This is a genomic window from Streptomyces sp. NPDC020299 (genome assembly GCF_044387825.1).
In the GTDB taxonomy this organism is placed as follows: domain Bacteria; phylum Actinomycetota; class Actinomycetes; order Streptomycetales; family Streptomycetaceae; genus Streptomyces.
On sequence record NZ_JBIRWL010000004.1, the window covers coordinates 305,421 to 320,398 of the forward strand.

Here is a 14,978-nt window from a genome sequence, read left to right on the forward strand (position 1 = left end):
CCCGGAGGCGGAGTAACCCGCGCAGAGGGCGGTCCGGCCGGAGGAGTCCGAGAAGCCGGAGCGGCCCTGGAGGCCCGAGCGGAGGAATCCGAGACGCAGGCCCCCCCGGAGGCGGACGGAGCAGCCCGCGCTGAGGTCCGGTCGGTAGAGCCCTAGAAGCCGGAGCAGCGCTAGAGATCCGAGTCGGAGGAATCCGACGGGCGGGAGTCCGCGCGGGCGGAGCAACCCGCGGCGAGCGTGGGCGGGCCGGTCGGAAAAGCGTGGTTCGTCGGTGTGGCGCCATATGATCCTCCCTTATGGGAGATGCCCGAATTGCCGCGGATCAGGAAGCCGCCGGGGACCGGCCGGGTGGGGACGGGCGGCGGTCGACCGGAGCGTCCCGGCGGGCCGCCGCCCTCGCCGTCTGGTACCTGCGCGCCGTCGCCTTCATCAACTTCCTGAGCGCCGTGTGGGTCTCCCTGGGCCAGGACGTGCGGCGCCACAACCAGCAGAACTTCTTCACGCCGTACCTGCTGACGGCCGGCTTCGCCTCGGGCGTGTTCACGGCGTTCCTGGCCATCACCATGCGGCGCCGCAAGCGGGCCGCGTGGATCCTGAACCTGGTGCTCAGCGGCCTGTTCCTGGCCCTGTTCGCGTTCGCCATGACGTTCCCGGACATCCAGCGGTACGCGCAGAACTGGATCTCCCTGTTCCTCACGGCCGGCTTCGTCGGCGCGCTGCTGCTGGGCCGCCGGGAGTTCTACGCCAAGGGCGACCGCTCCAACCCCAGGCTCGCCGTCATGGTCGCCGTCGGCGGCGGGCTGGTCGCCTCGCTGCTGGCCGCGCTGCTGGTCACGGCCGCCAACCAGGCCCCGGACGCCGCGAGATCGACGTTCCCCGAGCGCTGGCACTACGGGACGCTGCGGCTGATCTCGGTCGCCGCCGACGAGACCCGGTTCCCGGGGATCTCCTCCCCGAACTGGGCCAACGTCGCCATCAACGTGATGAGCACCGCCCTGGTCCTGGCCGTGTTCTACGCCGCGTTCCGCTCCCGGCGTGCCGTCGACCCGATCACCGAGGAGGACGAGAAGCGGCTGCGGGCGCTGCTGGACAGGCATGGCGAGCGGGACTCGCTCGGCTACTTCGCGCTGCGCCGGGAGAAGAGCGTGGTGTGGTCGCCGACCGGCAAGGCGGCGGTGGCCTACCGGGTGGTGGGCGGGGTGTCGCTGGCCTCAGGGGATCCGATCGGCGACCCGGAGGCATGGCCGGGCGCGATCGCGCCGTGGCTGGCCCAGGCGCGGGAGCACGGCTGGATCCCGGCGGTGATGGGCACGAGCGAGGAGGCGGGCACCGTGTACGCGCGGCACGGGCTGGACGCGCTGGAGCTCGGCGACGAGGCGATCGTCGAGGTCGCCGAGTTCACGCTGGAGGGGCGGGCCATGCGGACCGTCCGGCAGGCGTACAACCGGGTGAAGCGGGCCGGGTACGCGGTGCGCATCCGGCGGCACGCGGACATCCCGGCCGAGGAGATGGCGTACCTCGTGCAGCGGGCGGACGACTGGCGCGACGGGGCCACCGAGCGCGGGTTCAGCATGGCGCTGGGCCGGCTCGGGGACCCGCGGGACGGGCAGTGCGTGATGCTGGAGTGCACGGACGCGCGAGGTGACCTCCGGGCACTGCTGTCCTTCGTGCCCTGGGGACCGTACGGGCTGTCCCTGGACCTCATGCGCCGCGACCGGGACTCCGACAACGGGCTGATGGAGTTCATGGTCATCGAGCTGCTGCGGCGGGCCGCGGAGATCGGGATCACGCAGGTCTCGCTCAACTTCGCCATGTTCCGTTCCGTCTTCGAACGTGGCGCACGCCTCGGCGCCGGGCCGGTGCTGAGGCTGTGGCGGTCGCTGCTCAGCTTCTTCTCCCGCTGGTGGCAGATCGAGTCGCTGTACCGCGCCAACGCCAAGTACCGGCCCATCTGGGAGCCCAGGTTCCTGCTCTTCGAGAAGAGCGCGGACCTGCCGCGCATCGGCCTGGCGTCGGCCCGCGCGGAAGGGTTCCTGGAGGCGCCGGGGCTGCCGAAGTGGTTGCACCGCAAGCACCTGGAGACGCATAGATGAGTCCGCTCGTCCGCTGGGCCCGCGCCGAATGGGGGCCGGTGCACGCCACCGTGCGTGCCGCGCTGCTGGAGCGGCGCCTGCGGGCGATCCCGATGACGGCCGGGGTGGTGTGCCTGACGGCACTGGTGCAGCTGGTGCAGAACCAGCCCTGGGGCTACCGGCCGGTGCAGGCCTTAGGGGCCGTACGGGCCGCGGACCCCCTGTGGCTGGCGTTGCTGCGGACTCCGCTCTCCCTGTTCGTGCCGGCGCTGGACCTGCCCGTGTGGGGGGCGCTCGCGCAACTCCTGTTCGTGTTCGGCATCGCCGAGATCTGCCTCGGCCGCCGGCGGACGCTGACCATCGCGTACGTGGCCACGCTCGCCGGAACCCTGTACGCGCGCGTCGGCATCGCCCTGGGCCCGCACCACCCCCTGGGCCTGCCGGGAACGGACGCCCAGGTCGTGGACACCGGCCCGTCGGCGGCCGTGGTGGGCCTCGCCGTGTACCTGGGCCGCCGCTACGGCGCCCACGCCACCGCGGGCTGCGTGGCCACCGCGATGCTGGCCGAGGTCCTGCTCAAGGAGAACCTGGCGGGCAAGGAACACCTGGCGGCCCTGGCGGGCGTGGCACTGCTGTGCGCGATGGAAACCCTGCGGGAGCGTCAGCGCCGGCCGGTCTCACTCGACGGCGTCGGGTCGGGTCTGCCGCCCCTCCAGCCCTGAACCACCGGGCGGGGCCACATCCACCGGCAGGGCGGCGGAAACCCCGCGGGAGCGTCAGCGCCGGCCCGTCACGCTCGACGGCGTCGGATCCGGCCTGCCGCCGATCCAGTCCTGAACGGCCAGTCCGGTGCGCAGCCAGCGGCGGTCGTGCCGGTAGGCGCGCAGCAGGGACCGCGCGCGGGCGCGGGCGCGGTGGCGGTAGAAGCGGCGGGCCCAGTACGAGCCGGGCCGGGCCAGCCGTACCGCGCCGACCAGGGCGACGACCGGGACGATCGCGCCGAAGATCGCGGTGCGGAGTTTGCCCTTGGTCAGGGCGACCAGGGAGAGGACGAAGTTGCCGGCGACGGTGGAGATGACGGTGCCGCGGTCCTGGAGTTCGTCCCGGGAGAGGTCGTTCACGCCGAACGGGGAGAAACCGGCGAGGACCAGACCGACGAGGGCGGCGGTGAGGACGACGGCCTCGACGCTCTGGCGGCCCTCCTCGGTCCAGTAGACGTCGTGGAGGTGCAGGATCAGCGCGAACTCGTCCAGGACGAGCCCCGCGCCGATGCCGAAGACGACCGCGAAGAGCCCCCCGCCGAAGCCGTGCCGGTCGCTGGCGACCACGCCGAAGCCGCCGACGACCGTGAGGACGACGCCGGGCACCACGTGGTGGATGTGCAGCCCGCCCGCCCCCGTGACATCGCCGAACGGCCCCTTGCCCGCCCGGATCATCCTGGTGATGACGCGAGTGATCACGAAGGTGAGGACGAAGGCGCCGAGGGCGAGGAGCAGCGGGAGCTTGCCCGGCTCGACGACGTTCCGCCACCACCAATGTCCCATATGCGAACTTTAGTCTCGGGGTGCGGGCGGGTTCGTACGAGCCCGCCCGGTCTCCCGGTGACCCGCGCCGGTAACCTGCGCCGGTGCCCGAGCCCTCTGCGACCTCCTCCCCCGCCCCCTGGCCGGACGGCCTGCGCTTCGCCTTCGGCACCCTCACCGTCCTCCCGGTCCGGGTCACCCGCTGGGACCGGGCGGCGGCCCGCGGCGGCATGCTGTGCGCCCCGCTGGCCGGCCTCGTGGTCGGCGCGTGCGCGGCCGCGCTCGGCGTGCTGCTGCTCCTCCTCGGCGCCGGTCCCCTGCTCGCCGCCGTCGCCACCGCCGCCGTGCCCGCCGCGCTGACCCGGGGCCTGCACCTGGACGGGCTGGCCGACACCGCGGACGGGCTGGGCAGCGGCAAGCCCGCCGAGGACGCGCTGCGGATCATGAAGCAGTCGGACATCGGGCCGTTCGGCGTGCTCACACTGGTGCTCGTACTCCTGGCCCAAGTGGCCGCGCTGGCCCAGGCGTACGGCGACTCCTGGGCCCGGGGCGCGCTCGCCGCCGTCGTCTCGGCGACGGCCGCCCGGCTGGCACTCACCCTCGCCGCCCGCGACGGGGTGCCCGCCGCCCGGCCGGAGGGGCTGGGCGCGGCGGTCGCCGGAGTGGTGCCCGTCGGCGGCGCGCTGGCCGTCGCGGCCGGAGTGGTGGCGGCGGCCGGGGCCGGGGGCGCCTGCCTCGGCGCGTACGACACCGCCCGCGCCGCCCTCGCCGTGCCGGCCGCCGTCGCGGTCGCCGAACTCCTGCTGCGCCACTGCACACGCCGCTTCGGCGGCGTCACCGGCGACGTGTTCGGAGGCCTCGCGGAAACCGCGGCGACCACGGCCCTCGTGGTCCTGAGTCTGGGCCGCTAGGACCTGCCGTTCGGATCAGGCCGGCCGTGGGTCACAGCGCCTTCCAGCCGACCCGAGCGGGGGCAGGTGCGTGCGGCAGCCGCATGGCCTGGCGCCCGCCCGGCGTATCACGCCGCGGACGCGGGGCTCGGCACGCCCTCCCCCACGCGCGGGGAACCTCATCGCGTCAACGCCCTCCGCCGCCTCGCGGTTGGACGCTCCCCACGCTTGAACCAACTCGCGCGGGGCACCCCCATGCGGCGGGAAGCCGGGCCGCCGGCCCCTGCGTGGCCGGCGGATCGCCCGCCGGAAGGCGACGCGTGGACGGCCACGGCAATGAGCGAACGCGACGACGCGCGTAGGCTCGTCCCGGGTGTTCGCCGACAGGGTGATGGCCCCGGTCGCAACGCGCCATCAGGCCGGATCTAGGGTGGTCGCTTCCCGGGCCCGGTCGACCCACCCGCATCGGCCAAAGTAACTTCACATCGGAAGCGAGAATTCACCACCGTGACTGCTCTCACTCTCAGCACCGCCGCGGCGCCCGGCCTCCGGGCCGACGCGATCGTGATCGGTGTCGCCAAGGGCGCCAAAGGCCCCGTCGTCGCGCCGGGCGCCGAAGCCGTGGACAAGGCGTACGACGGCAAGCTCGCCGGCGTCCTGGAGACCCTCGGCGCCTCGGGTGCCGAGGGCGAGCTGACGAAGCTGCCCGCCCCGGCCGGCTTCAAGACGCCGCTCGTCATGGCGGTGGGTCTGGGGGCGGAGCCGGTCAAGGACGCCGGGTACGACGCCGAGGCGCTGCGCCGGGCCGCCGGCGTGGCCGCCCGCGCCCTCGGCGGCGCCAAGAAGGCCGCCTTCGCGCTGCCCGTCGGCGACAGCGGCGACGTCGGCGCGATCGCGGAGGGCGTGCTGCTCGGCGCGTACTCCTTCGACACGTACAAGGACAACAACAAGGACGGCTCCGCGCGGGCGAAGAACGGCAAGGGCCCGCTCGCCGAGGCCGCGCTGCTCGGCGGCAAGCCCCGGGACGCCGCCCACAAGGGCGCCGTCGCGCGTGCCGCCGCCGTCGCCGAGGAGCTCAACCGGGCCCGTGACCTGATCAACATGCCGCCGAACGACCTCACCCCCCAGGCGTTCGCCCAGGTCGCGCAGACCGCGGCCAAGGAGCACGGCCTCAAGGTGCAGGTGCTCGACGAGAAGGCCCTGGCCAGGGGCGGCTACGGCGGCATCCTCGGCGTCGGCGGCGGCTCGGCGGCGACGCCCCGCCTGGTGAAGCTGTCGTACACGAACTCGAAGGCGAAGAAGCACCTGGCCCTCGTCGGCAAGGGCATCACCTACGACTCGGGCGGCATCTCCCTCAAGCCCGCCGGTCACAACGAGACGATGAAGTGCGACATGAGCGGTGCCGCCGCCGTGTTCGCCGCCGTCGTCGCCGCCGCCCGGCTGGGCCTGGAGGTCAACGTCACCGGCTGGCTGGCGCTCGCCGAGAACATGCCGTCGGGCACCGCGGTCCGCCCCGGAGACGTGCTGCGCATGTACAGCGGCAAGACCGTCGAGGTCCTCAACACCGACGCCGAGGGCCGCCTGGTCCTGGCCGACGCGCTGTGGGCGGCCTCGCTGGAGAAGCCGGACGCGATCGTCGACGTGGCGACGCTGACCGGTGCGATGGTGCTGGCGCTGGGCAGCCGCACCTTCGGTGTCATGGCCAACGACGACGCCTTCCGCACGGCGATCGTCGAGGCCGCCGAGGAGGTCGGCGAGGCGTCCTGGCCGATGCCGCTGCCGGAACACCTGCGCAAGGGCATGGACTCCCCCACCGCCGACATCGCCAACATGGGCGAGCGGATGGGCGGCGGCCTGGTCGCCGGTCTCTTCCTTCGCGAGTTCGTCGGCGACGGCATCACCTGGGCCCACCTCGACATCGCCGGCCCGGCCTTCAACGAGGCCGGCCCCTTCGGCTACACGCCCAAGGGCGGCACGGGCTCGGGCGTCCGGACGCTGGTCCGGCTCGCGGAGCTGACCGCCGCGGGCGACCTGGGCTGAGTTCGCACGTCCCCTGGGGGCCGCGCCCGTGAGGGTGCGGCCCCTTCTCACATCTGAACGTGGGACGTCTCACACACCGGCCCCGCGTCTCGAACTCGAGCGACAAGTGCGAAGATGGGGCACGGCAGGACAGGGCCCCCACCACAGGGCCGAAGAAAGAGCGGCCGGACACCAGCCGCCGCCCGGTCGACGCAGACCGGCGTACGGCGCACATGCATGGAGGACGTGACGTGGCGAACGACGCCAGCACCGTTTTCGACCTAGTGATCCTCGGCGGTGGTAGTGGCGGTTACGCCGCGGCCCTGCGCGGGGCGCAGCTGGGCCTGGACGTCGCCCTGATCGAGAAGGACAAGGTCGGCGGCACCTGCCTGCACCGGGGTTGCATCCCCACCAAGGCCCTGCTGCACGCGGGCGAGATCGCCGACCAGGCCCGCGAGAGCGAGCAGTTCGGCGTCAAGGCCACCTTCGAGGGCATCGACGTCCCCGCCGTCCACAAGTACAAGGACGGTGTCATCTCCGGCCTGTACAAGGGTCTGCAGGGTCTGATCGCCTCCCGCAAGGTGACCTACATCGAGGGTGAGGGCCGTCTGTCCTCCCCGACCTCCGTCGACGTGGGCGGCCAGCGTGTCCAGGGCCGTCACGTCCTGCTGGCGACCGGCTCCGTGCCGAAGTCGCTGCCGGGCCTGGAGATCGACGGCAACCGGATCATCTCCTCCGACCACGCCCTCGTCCTGGACCGCGTGCCCAAGTCCGCGATCATCCTGGGCGGCGGTGTCATCGGCGTCGAGTTCGCCTCGGCGTGGAAGTCCTTCGGCTCGGACGTCACGGTCATCGAGGGCCTCAAGCACCTCGTCCCGGTCGAGGACGAGAACTCCTCCAAGCTTCTTGAGCGCGCGTTCCGCAAGCGCGGGATCAAGTTCAACCTCGGCACCTTCTTCCAGAAGGCCGAGTACACGCAGGACGGCGTCAAGGTCACCCTCGCCGACGGCAAGGAGTTCGAGGCGGAGGTCCTCCTCGTCGCCGTCGGCCGCGGCCCGGTCTCGCAGGGCCTCGGCTACGAGGAGCAGGGCGTCGCGATGGACCGCGGTTACGTCCTGGTCGACGAGTACATGCGGACGAACGTCCCGACCATCTCCGCTGTCGGTGACCTGGTCCCCACGCTCCAGCTCGCGCACGTCGGCTTCGCCGAGGGCATCCTGGTGGCGGAGCGTCTGGCCGGTCTGAAGGCCGTTCCGATCGACTACGACGGTGTCCCGCGGGTGACGTACTGCCACCCGGAGGTCGCCTCCGTCGGCATCACCGAGGCCAAGGCCAAGGAGATCTACGGTGCGGACAAGGTCGTCGCGCTGAAGTACAACCTGGCGGGCAACGGCAAGAGCAAGATCCTGAACACCTCGGGCGAGATCAAGCTCGTCCAGGTGAAGGACGGCGCCGTGGTCGGCGTCCACATGGTCGGCGACCGTATGGGCGAGCAGGTCGGCGAGGCCCAGCTGATCTACAACTGGGAGGCGCTGCCGGCCGAGGTCGCCCAGCTCATCCACGCCCACCCGACGCAGAACGAGGCGCTCGGCGAGGCCCACCTGGCCCTCGCGGGCAAGCCCCTGCACTCGCACGACTGACCCCTCGGTCGACGAAGCGACTCCGCTTTGAACACAGACTTCCGCAACTCGTAAGGAGCAACCGAAACCATGGCGGTTTCCGTAACCCTTCCGGCGCTCGGCGAGAGCGTCACCGAGGGCACTGTCACCCGCTGGCTGAAGGCCGAGGGCGAACGCGTCGAGGCCGACGAGCCGCTGCTCGAGGTCTCGACCGACAAGGTCGACACCGAGATCCCCTCGCCCGCCGCCGGTGTGCTGGCCTCCATCAAGGTCGCCGAGGACGAGACCGTCGAGGTCGGCGCCGAGCTGGCCGTGATCGACGACGGCACGGGGGCCCCCGCGGCTGCCCCGGCCCCCGCCGCCGAGGCCGCCCCGGCCGCCGCGCCGGCGCCGACCCCCACGGCCGCTCCGGCCGCGCAGACCCCGGCCGCCCCCGCCACCGAGCAGGCCGCCCCTGCCCCGGCCCCGACCGCCGAGGCCACCGCCGGTGCCGCCGGCGCCGAGGGCACGGACGTGGTCCTGCCCGCGCTCGGTGAGTCCGTCACCGAGGGCACCGTCACCCGCTGGCTGAAGGAGGTCGGCGACTCCGTCGAGGCCGACGAGCCGCTGCTCGAGGTCTCCACGGACAAGGTCGACACCGAGATCCCGGCGCCCACCTCCGGTGTGCTGCTGGAGATCGTGGTCGGCGAGGACGAGACCGCCGAGGTCGGCGCCAAGCTCGCCGTCATCGGCGCCCCGGGTGCCGCTCCGGCTCCGGCCGCCCCGGCGCCCGCCGCCGCCCCGGCCCCGGCTCCCGCCCCGGCCGCGCCCGCTGCTCCGGCGCCCGCGCCCGCTCCGGCCCCGCAGGCGCCCACGGCTCCGGCCCCGCAGCAGGTGACCACCCCGGCCCCCGAGCCGGTGCCGTCCGCTCCGGTGCCCGCCCCGGCTCCGGCCCCGGTCACGCCGGCCACCGCGCCGACCTCTCCGACCGCCACCCAGGCGACCGACGAGGGCGCGTACGTCACCCCGCTGGTGCGCAAGCTCGCCGCCGAGAACGGCGTCGACCTGTCCACCGTCAAGGGCACCGGCGTCGGCGGCCGCATCCGCAAGCAGGACGTCATCGCCGCCGCCGAGGCCGCGAAGGCCGCCGCCGCTGCCCCGGCGCCCGCCGCCGCTGCCGCCCCGGCCGCCGCGAAGAAGGCCCCGGCCCTGGAGGTCTCCCCCCTCCGCGGCCAGACCGTCAAGATGCCCCGCATCCGCAAGGTCATCGGCGACAACATGGTCAAGGCGCTGCACGAGCAGGCCCAGCTGTCGTCGGTCGTCGAGGTCGACGTCACCCGCCTGATGCGGCTGCGCGCCCAGGCCAAGGACTCCTTCGCCGCGCGCGAGGGCGTCAAGCTCTCCCCGATGCCGTTCTTCGTGAAGGCGGCGGCCCAGGCGCTGAAGGCCCACCCGGTCATCAACGCCAAGATCAACGAGGCCGAGGGCACGATCACCTACTTCGACTCCGAGAACGTCGGAATCGCGGTGGACTCCGAGAAGGGCCTGATGACCCCGGTCATCAAGCACGCGGGCGACCTCAACATCGCCGGTATCGCCAAGGCCACGGCCGAGCTCGCGGGCAAGGTCCGGGCCAACAAGATCACCCCGGACGAGCTGTCCGGCGCGACCTTCACCATCTCCAACACCGGTTCGCGTGGCGCCCTGTTCGACACGATCATCGTGCCGCCGGGCCAGGTCGCGATCCTCGGCATCGGTGCCACGGTCAAGCGTCCGGCCGTCATCGAGACCGAGGAGGGCACGGTCATCGGCGTCCGCGACATGACCTACCTGACCCTCTCCTACGACCACCGCCTGGTCGACGGCGCCGACGCGGCCCGTTACCTGACGGCGGTCAAGGCGATCCTGGAAGCGGGCGAGTTCGAGGTCGAGCTCGGCCTGTAATCGCCGGTCAGCTGCAACACATTGGTGCCCTTGCCGGGAGACTCCGGGCAAGGGCACCGACTTTTCAGGGGCGCGGGGAACTGCGCGACAAGCCCCGGACAACCCGCAGCCGCCCCACAGCCATCCGCACCGAGCTCTCACGCGCCGAAAACCCCGTGTGCGCCTCGTCTCACCTGGGCAAAAGCCCGCCCACCCGCCCTACCCGCGGAGCGAACCCGCCGTATTGTCTAAACGTCAACGCGCCCTAAGGAGCCCCCATGACCGCGCCCGTCGTCCACTCGCTGCGCGAGCAGATCCGCGAGCACATCGTGGAGGGAATCGTCAGCGGGCGCTGGCAGCCGGGCGAGCGCATCGTGGAGCGCCGGATCGCCACCGAGCTGGAGGTCAGCCAGACCCCGGTGCGGGAGGCCCTCCGCGAGCTGGAGTCCCTGCGCCTGATCGAGTCCGCACCGAACAAGGGCGTACGCGTACGCAACCTGACCGCGGCCGACCTGGAGGAGAGCTACCCGGTACGGGCCGGCCTGGAGGCCATCGCGGCCGAGCTGGCGGCCGACCGCCTCGCGGAGGACTGCTCGGCCCTGGAGCCGCACGTACTGGCCCTCTACGAGGCCGACCGCGACGCCGACGGCACGGGCCAGGTCCGCCACACGGTGGGCTTCCACCGGGAACTGGTCCGCGCGGCGGGCAACTCGGTACTGCTGCACACCTGGGAGGGCCTCGGCATCGAGGTGTTCACCGCCCTCTCCATCCGCTGGCTGGGCACGGTCCAGCAGTCGTACGCGGAGGAGCACGAGGAACTGGTGCAAGCCTTCAAGCGACGGGACCCCCGTATCGCGGAACTGGTGAAGGCCCACGTCCTGGGCTGCGCCCCGCGCGCTTGATTCAGTCGAGCATCCCCGCGCTCACCTGCGAAAACGCCGCCCAGCCACGACACTCGGTGCCCCCGCCGGAGGCACCCCGTGCCTACTTTCTCGAAATCAAGAGGTTTTGCCTCTCAACCCTTTGATCGATCATCGATCAGGGAGTTAAAGTCACCGACGGACCTCTACCGCGGTCCGTCGCCCTGTCCTGCCAAAGACCTAGGGCACCCCGACAACTCTCACAGGGAACCCCCTTCGACTGAGGAAGGCGGCGACATGACCGACCCCAACGCCATCCAGCAGAGCGCGCTCGACCAGCTCCCGGACCGCGACCCGGAGGAGACCGCCGAATGGCAGGCCTCCCTGGACGCCGTCGCCAGGGAGGCCGGGCCGCACCGCGCCGCGTACCTGATGCGGCGCACGCTGGAGCGCGCCGAGGCGGGCGGCATCGCGCTGCCGAAGCTCCTCGAGACCGACTACGTCAACACCATCCCCACCTCCGCCGAGCCGGGCCTGCCCGGCGACCCGGAGATGGAGGCCCGGATCACCGCCTGGAACCGCTGGAACGCGGCCGCCATGGTGACCCGGGGCAGCAAACACGGCGTCGGCGGCCACATCGCCACCTTCGCCTCCGCGGCCTGGCTGTACGAGACCGGCTTCAACCACTTCTTCAAGGGCAAGGAGGCCGACGGCTCGGGCGACCAGCTCTACATCCAGGGCCACGCCTCCCCCGGCATCTACGCCCGCGCCTTCCTCGACGGCCGTCTCACCGAGGCCCACCTCGACAACTTCCGCCAGGAGGCCGGCGGCAACGGCCTGCCCTCCTACCCGCACCCCCGCCGCCTGCCCTGGCTGTGGGAGTTCCCGACGGTGTCGATGGGCCTCGGCCCGCTCTCCGCGATCTACCAGGCGCGCTTCAACCGCTATCTCTCGGCGCGCGGCATCAAGGACGTCTCCTCCTCGCACGTGTGGGCCTTCCTCGGCGACGGCGAGATGGACGAGCCGGAGTCGACCGCGGCGCTCGCGCTCGCCTCCCGCGAAGGTCTGGACAACCTCACCTTCGTCATCAACTGCAACCTGCAGCGCCTCGACGGCCCGGTCCGCGCCAACTTCAAGATCGTGCAGGAGCTGGAGGCCCAGTTCCGCGGCGCCGGCTGGAACGTCGTCAAGAGCCTGTGGGGCTCCGCCTGGGACGAGCTGTTCGCCCTCGACACCACGGGCGCGCTCGTACGCCGTCTGCGCCAGGTGCCGGACGCGCAGGTACAGACGTACCAGACCCGCGACGCCGCCTACATCCGCCAGGACTTCTTCGGCGCCGACCCGGCGCTCGTGGAGATGGCGAAGCTGCTGAGCGACGACAAGATCCTCGAGTGTTTCCACCTCTCGCGCGGTGGTCACGAGGCCCGCAAGGTCTACGCCGCGTACAAGGCCGCCGTCGAGCACAAGGGCGCGCCGACCGTGATCCTGGCCCAGACGGTCAAGGGCCACACCCTCGGCCAGGGCTTCGCGTCGAAGAACGCCAACCACCAGATGAAGAAGCTGTCGGTGGACGAGTTCAAGGCGATGCGCGACCTGCTCGAACTGCCGATCAAGGACAGCGACTTCACCGACGGCGTGGTCCCCTACGGCCACCCCGGCGCCGACTCCCCCGAGGTCCGCTACCTCCAGGAGCGCCGCGCGGCCCTCGGCGGCCCGGCCCCGGCCCGCCGCGTCCACCCCCTCGCCCCGCTGCCCGCCCCCGCCGAGAAGGCCTTCGCCTCCTTCGACAAGGGCTCCGGCTCCCAGAACGTGGCCACCACCATGGCCTTCGTCCGCCTCGTCAAGGACCTCGTCCGCGACAAGGAGACGGGCAAGCGCTGGGTGCCGATCGTCCCGGACGAGGCCCGGACCTTCGGCATGGAATCGCTCTTCCCCTCCCTCGGCATCTACTCGCCGAAGGGCCAGACGTACGAGCCGGTCGACCGCGACCAGCTGATGTACTACAAGGAAGCCAAGAACGGACAGATCCTCAACGAGGGGATCACCGAGGCCGGTTCGATGGCCGACTTCATCGCCGCGTCGACCGCGTACGCGACGCACGGCGAGGCGATGATCCCGTTCTACATCTTCTACTCGATGTTCGGCTGGCAGCGCACCGCCGACCAGATGTGGCAGCTCGGCGACCAGCTCGGCCGCGGCTTCCTCGTCGGCGCCACGGCCGGCCGTACGACGCTGACGGGCGAGGGCCTCCAGCACGCCGACGGCCACTCCCCGGTGATCGCGGCAACGAACCCGGCGGCGCTGTCGTACGACCCGGCGTTCGCGTACGAGGTCGCGGCGATCGTCAAGGACGGTCTGCGCCGGATGTACGGCGAGGCGGCCCCGGGCGAGGACCAGAACGTCTTCTACTACCTGACCGTCTACAACGAGCCGCTGCCTCAGCCCGCCAAGCCGGCCGTCCCCGGCATCGACGAGGGCATCGTCAAGGGCCTGTACCGCTTCAACACGGCGGAGTCCGCGGGCATCACCCCGCCCGCCAACGCCCCGCGCATCCAGCTGCTGGGCTCCGGTACGGCGATCCACTGGGCGCTGAAGGCGCAGCGGCTGCTCGCCGACGAGTGGGGCGTGGCCGCCGACGTCTGGTCGGCAACCTCCTGGACGGAGCTGCGCCGCGACGCCCTCGACGCCGACGCGGCCCTGCTGCGCGGCGAGGAGCGGGTGCCGTACGTCCGCCAGGCGCTGCACGGCGCCGAGGGCCCGGTGCTCGCGGTCTCCGACTACATGCGCCAGGTCCCCGACCAGATCGCGCAGTGGGTCGAGCAGGACTGGTCCTCGCTGGGCGCCGACGGCTTCGGCCTCTCGGACACCCGCGACGCGGCCCGCCGCCACTTCGGCGTCGACGCGGAGTCGATCGTCGTCGCGGCCCTGGCCCAGCTCGCCAGGCGCGGCGAGGTCAAGGCCACGGCGGTGAAGGAAGCGCGGGAGAAGTACGGCCTGTAGTAGTTCATGGCTGCTGGAAGGGGCACGGCGTGATCGCCGTGCCCCTTCGTCGTCGGTGCCGCTGTCAGTGGTGCCCGGCATCATGAACGTATGCGCGCCGCCCGCCTGATCAAGATGGTGCTCCTGCTCCAGTCCCGCCCCTCCATGACCGCCGCGGAACTCGCCCGCGAGCTGGAGGTGTCGGAGCGCACGGTCACCCGGGACGCGCAGGCGCTGTCGGAGGCGGGGGTGCCGGTGTACGCGGACCGGGGCCGGGCCGGGGGCTACCGGCTGATCGGCGGCTACCGGACCCGGCTGACCGGCCTGGCCCGCACCGAGGCGGAGGCGCTGTTCCTGTCCGGCGTACCCGGGGCGCTGCGCGAGATGGGCCTGGAGGACGTGGCCTCGGCGGCCCACCTGAAGGTGTCCGCCGCCCTGCTCCCCTCCGTCCGCGACGCCCCGCGCACGGCGGCCCAGCGCTTCCACCTGGACGCGCCGGCCTGGTTCCGCGAGCCGGAGACGCCCGCGCTGCTACCCACGGTCGCCGAGGCGGTGTGGGCCGACCGCCGCGTGACGGCCCGCTACCGGCGGGACGGTACCGCGGAGGTCGAGCGGGAGCTGGAGCCGTACGGGCTGGTGCTGAAGGCGGGCGTCTGGTACCTGTGCGCGCGGCTCCCGGAGGCGGACGGTGCCTTCCGGACGTACCGCATGGACCGCTTCACCGCCGTAGAGGTCTCGCCGACCCGCTTCCACCGGGACGAGGACTTCGACCTGCCGGACCACTGGGCGCAACAGGCGGAGGGCTTCGCCCGCTCGATCCTGCGGGCGGAGGTGGTGGTCCGGCTGTCGCCGGAGGGGATACGGAAGCTGCCGTGGGCGGTCGATCCGGTCTCCGCGAGAGACGCGATACGGCTGGCGGGCGAGCCGGACGGCGACGGCTGGGTGACCCTGACCCTGCGAGTGGAGTCCGAGGAGGTCGCGCACGCCCAGCTCACGGTCCTCGGCCCGGAGGCGGAGGTGCTGGCACCGGAGTCGCTGCGGGCACGCTTCGCGCGGGATGCGATACGACTGGCGTCGTTGTACCCCTCCCCATAACAATCCGCCGCACTCCACG

At 72.4% G+C, this 14,978-nt stretch carries 10 protein-coding genes; 9 read left to right on the forward strand and 1 reads right to left on the reverse strand.

Features of this window, described 5'->3' with window-relative positions:
* Nucleotides 1-296 precede the first annotated feature (296 nt).
* Complete coding sequence (locus ACH45E_RS12780) at nt 297-2,093, forward strand: phosphatidylglycerol lysyltransferase domain-containing protein (RefSeq protein WP_361437583.1); 1,797 nt, start codon at nt 297-299, stop codon at nt 2,091-2,093.
* Nucleotides 2,090-2,794 carry a hypothetical protein gene (locus ACH45E_RS12785; RefSeq protein WP_361437585.1) on the forward strand — a complete coding sequence of 235 codons (705 nt, stop codon included), beginning with the start codon at nt 2,090-2,092 and terminating at the stop codon, nt 2,792-2,794. Before ACH45E_RS12780 ends, ACH45E_RS12785 begins: the two co-directional genes overlap by 4 nt.
* Nucleotides 2,795-2,848: 54 nt before the next feature.
* Here ACH45E_RS12785 and ACH45E_RS12790 read toward each other — a convergent pair whose 3' ends face one another.
* Nucleotides 2,849-3,616 carry a hypothetical protein gene (locus tag ACH45E_RS12790; RefSeq protein ID WP_361437588.1) on the reverse strand — a complete coding sequence of 256 codons (768 nt, stop codon included), beginning with the start codon at nt 3,614-3,616 and terminating at the stop codon, nt 2,849-2,851.
* A gap of 83 nt (nt 3,617-3,699) precedes the next feature.
* Here ACH45E_RS12790 and ACH45E_RS12795 point away from each other — a divergent pair, with 83 nt between their 5' ends.
* The 7 genes from ACH45E_RS12795 to ACH45E_RS12825 all read left to right on the forward strand — a co-directional run bounded on the left by ACH45E_RS12795 (nt 3,700) and on the right by ACH45E_RS12825 (nt 14,959).
* On the forward strand, nt 3,700-4,506 hold the full coding sequence (locus tag ACH45E_RS12795) for an adenosylcobinamide-GDP ribazoletransferase (RefSeq protein WP_361437591.1): 807 nt from the start codon (nt 3,700-3,702) through the stop codon (nt 4,504-4,506).
* Nucleotides 4,507-4,992: 486 nt separating this feature from the next.
* Nucleotides 4,993-6,525 (forward strand): leucyl aminopeptidase, encoded by a 1,533-nt coding sequence (locus ACH45E_RS12800; RefSeq protein WP_361437593.1) that lies wholly within the window; start codon nt 4,993-4,995, stop codon nt 6,523-6,525.
* 230 nt (nt 6,526-6,755) lie between these two features.
* Nucleotides 6,756-8,144 carry a dihydrolipoyl dehydrogenase gene (lpdA, locus tag ACH45E_RS12805; protein WP_361437595.1) on the forward strand — a complete coding sequence of 463 codons (1,389 nt, stop codon included), beginning with the start codon at nt 6,756-6,758 and terminating at the stop codon, nt 8,142-8,144.
* 69 nt (nt 8,145-8,213) lie between these two features.
* Nucleotides 8,214-10,046 (forward strand): 2-oxoglutarate dehydrogenase, E2 component, dihydrolipoamide succinyltransferase, encoded by a 1,833-nt coding sequence (gene sucB / locus ACH45E_RS12810; protein WP_361437597.1) that lies wholly within the window; start codon nt 8,214-8,216, stop codon nt 10,044-10,046.
* A gap of 257 nt (nt 10,047-10,303) precedes the next feature.
* Entirely contained in the window at nt 10,304-10,927 is a 624-nt protein-coding gene (locus ACH45E_RS12815) for a GntR family transcriptional regulator (RefSeq protein ID WP_361437599.1), read from the forward strand.
* Between the two features lie 255 nt (nt 10,928-11,182).
* Complete coding sequence (gene aceE, locus ACH45E_RS12820) at nt 11,183-13,885, forward strand: pyruvate dehydrogenase (acetyl-transferring), homodimeric type (protein ID WP_361437602.1); 2,703 nt, start codon at nt 11,183-11,185, stop codon at nt 13,883-13,885.
* A 90-nt stretch (nt 13,886-13,975) separates the two neighbouring features.
* Nucleotides 13,976-14,959 (forward strand): YafY family protein, encoded by a 984-nt coding sequence (locus ACH45E_RS12825; protein WP_361437604.1) that lies wholly within the window; start codon nt 13,976-13,978, stop codon nt 14,957-14,959.
* Nucleotides 14,960-14,978: the final 19 nt, after the last annotated feature.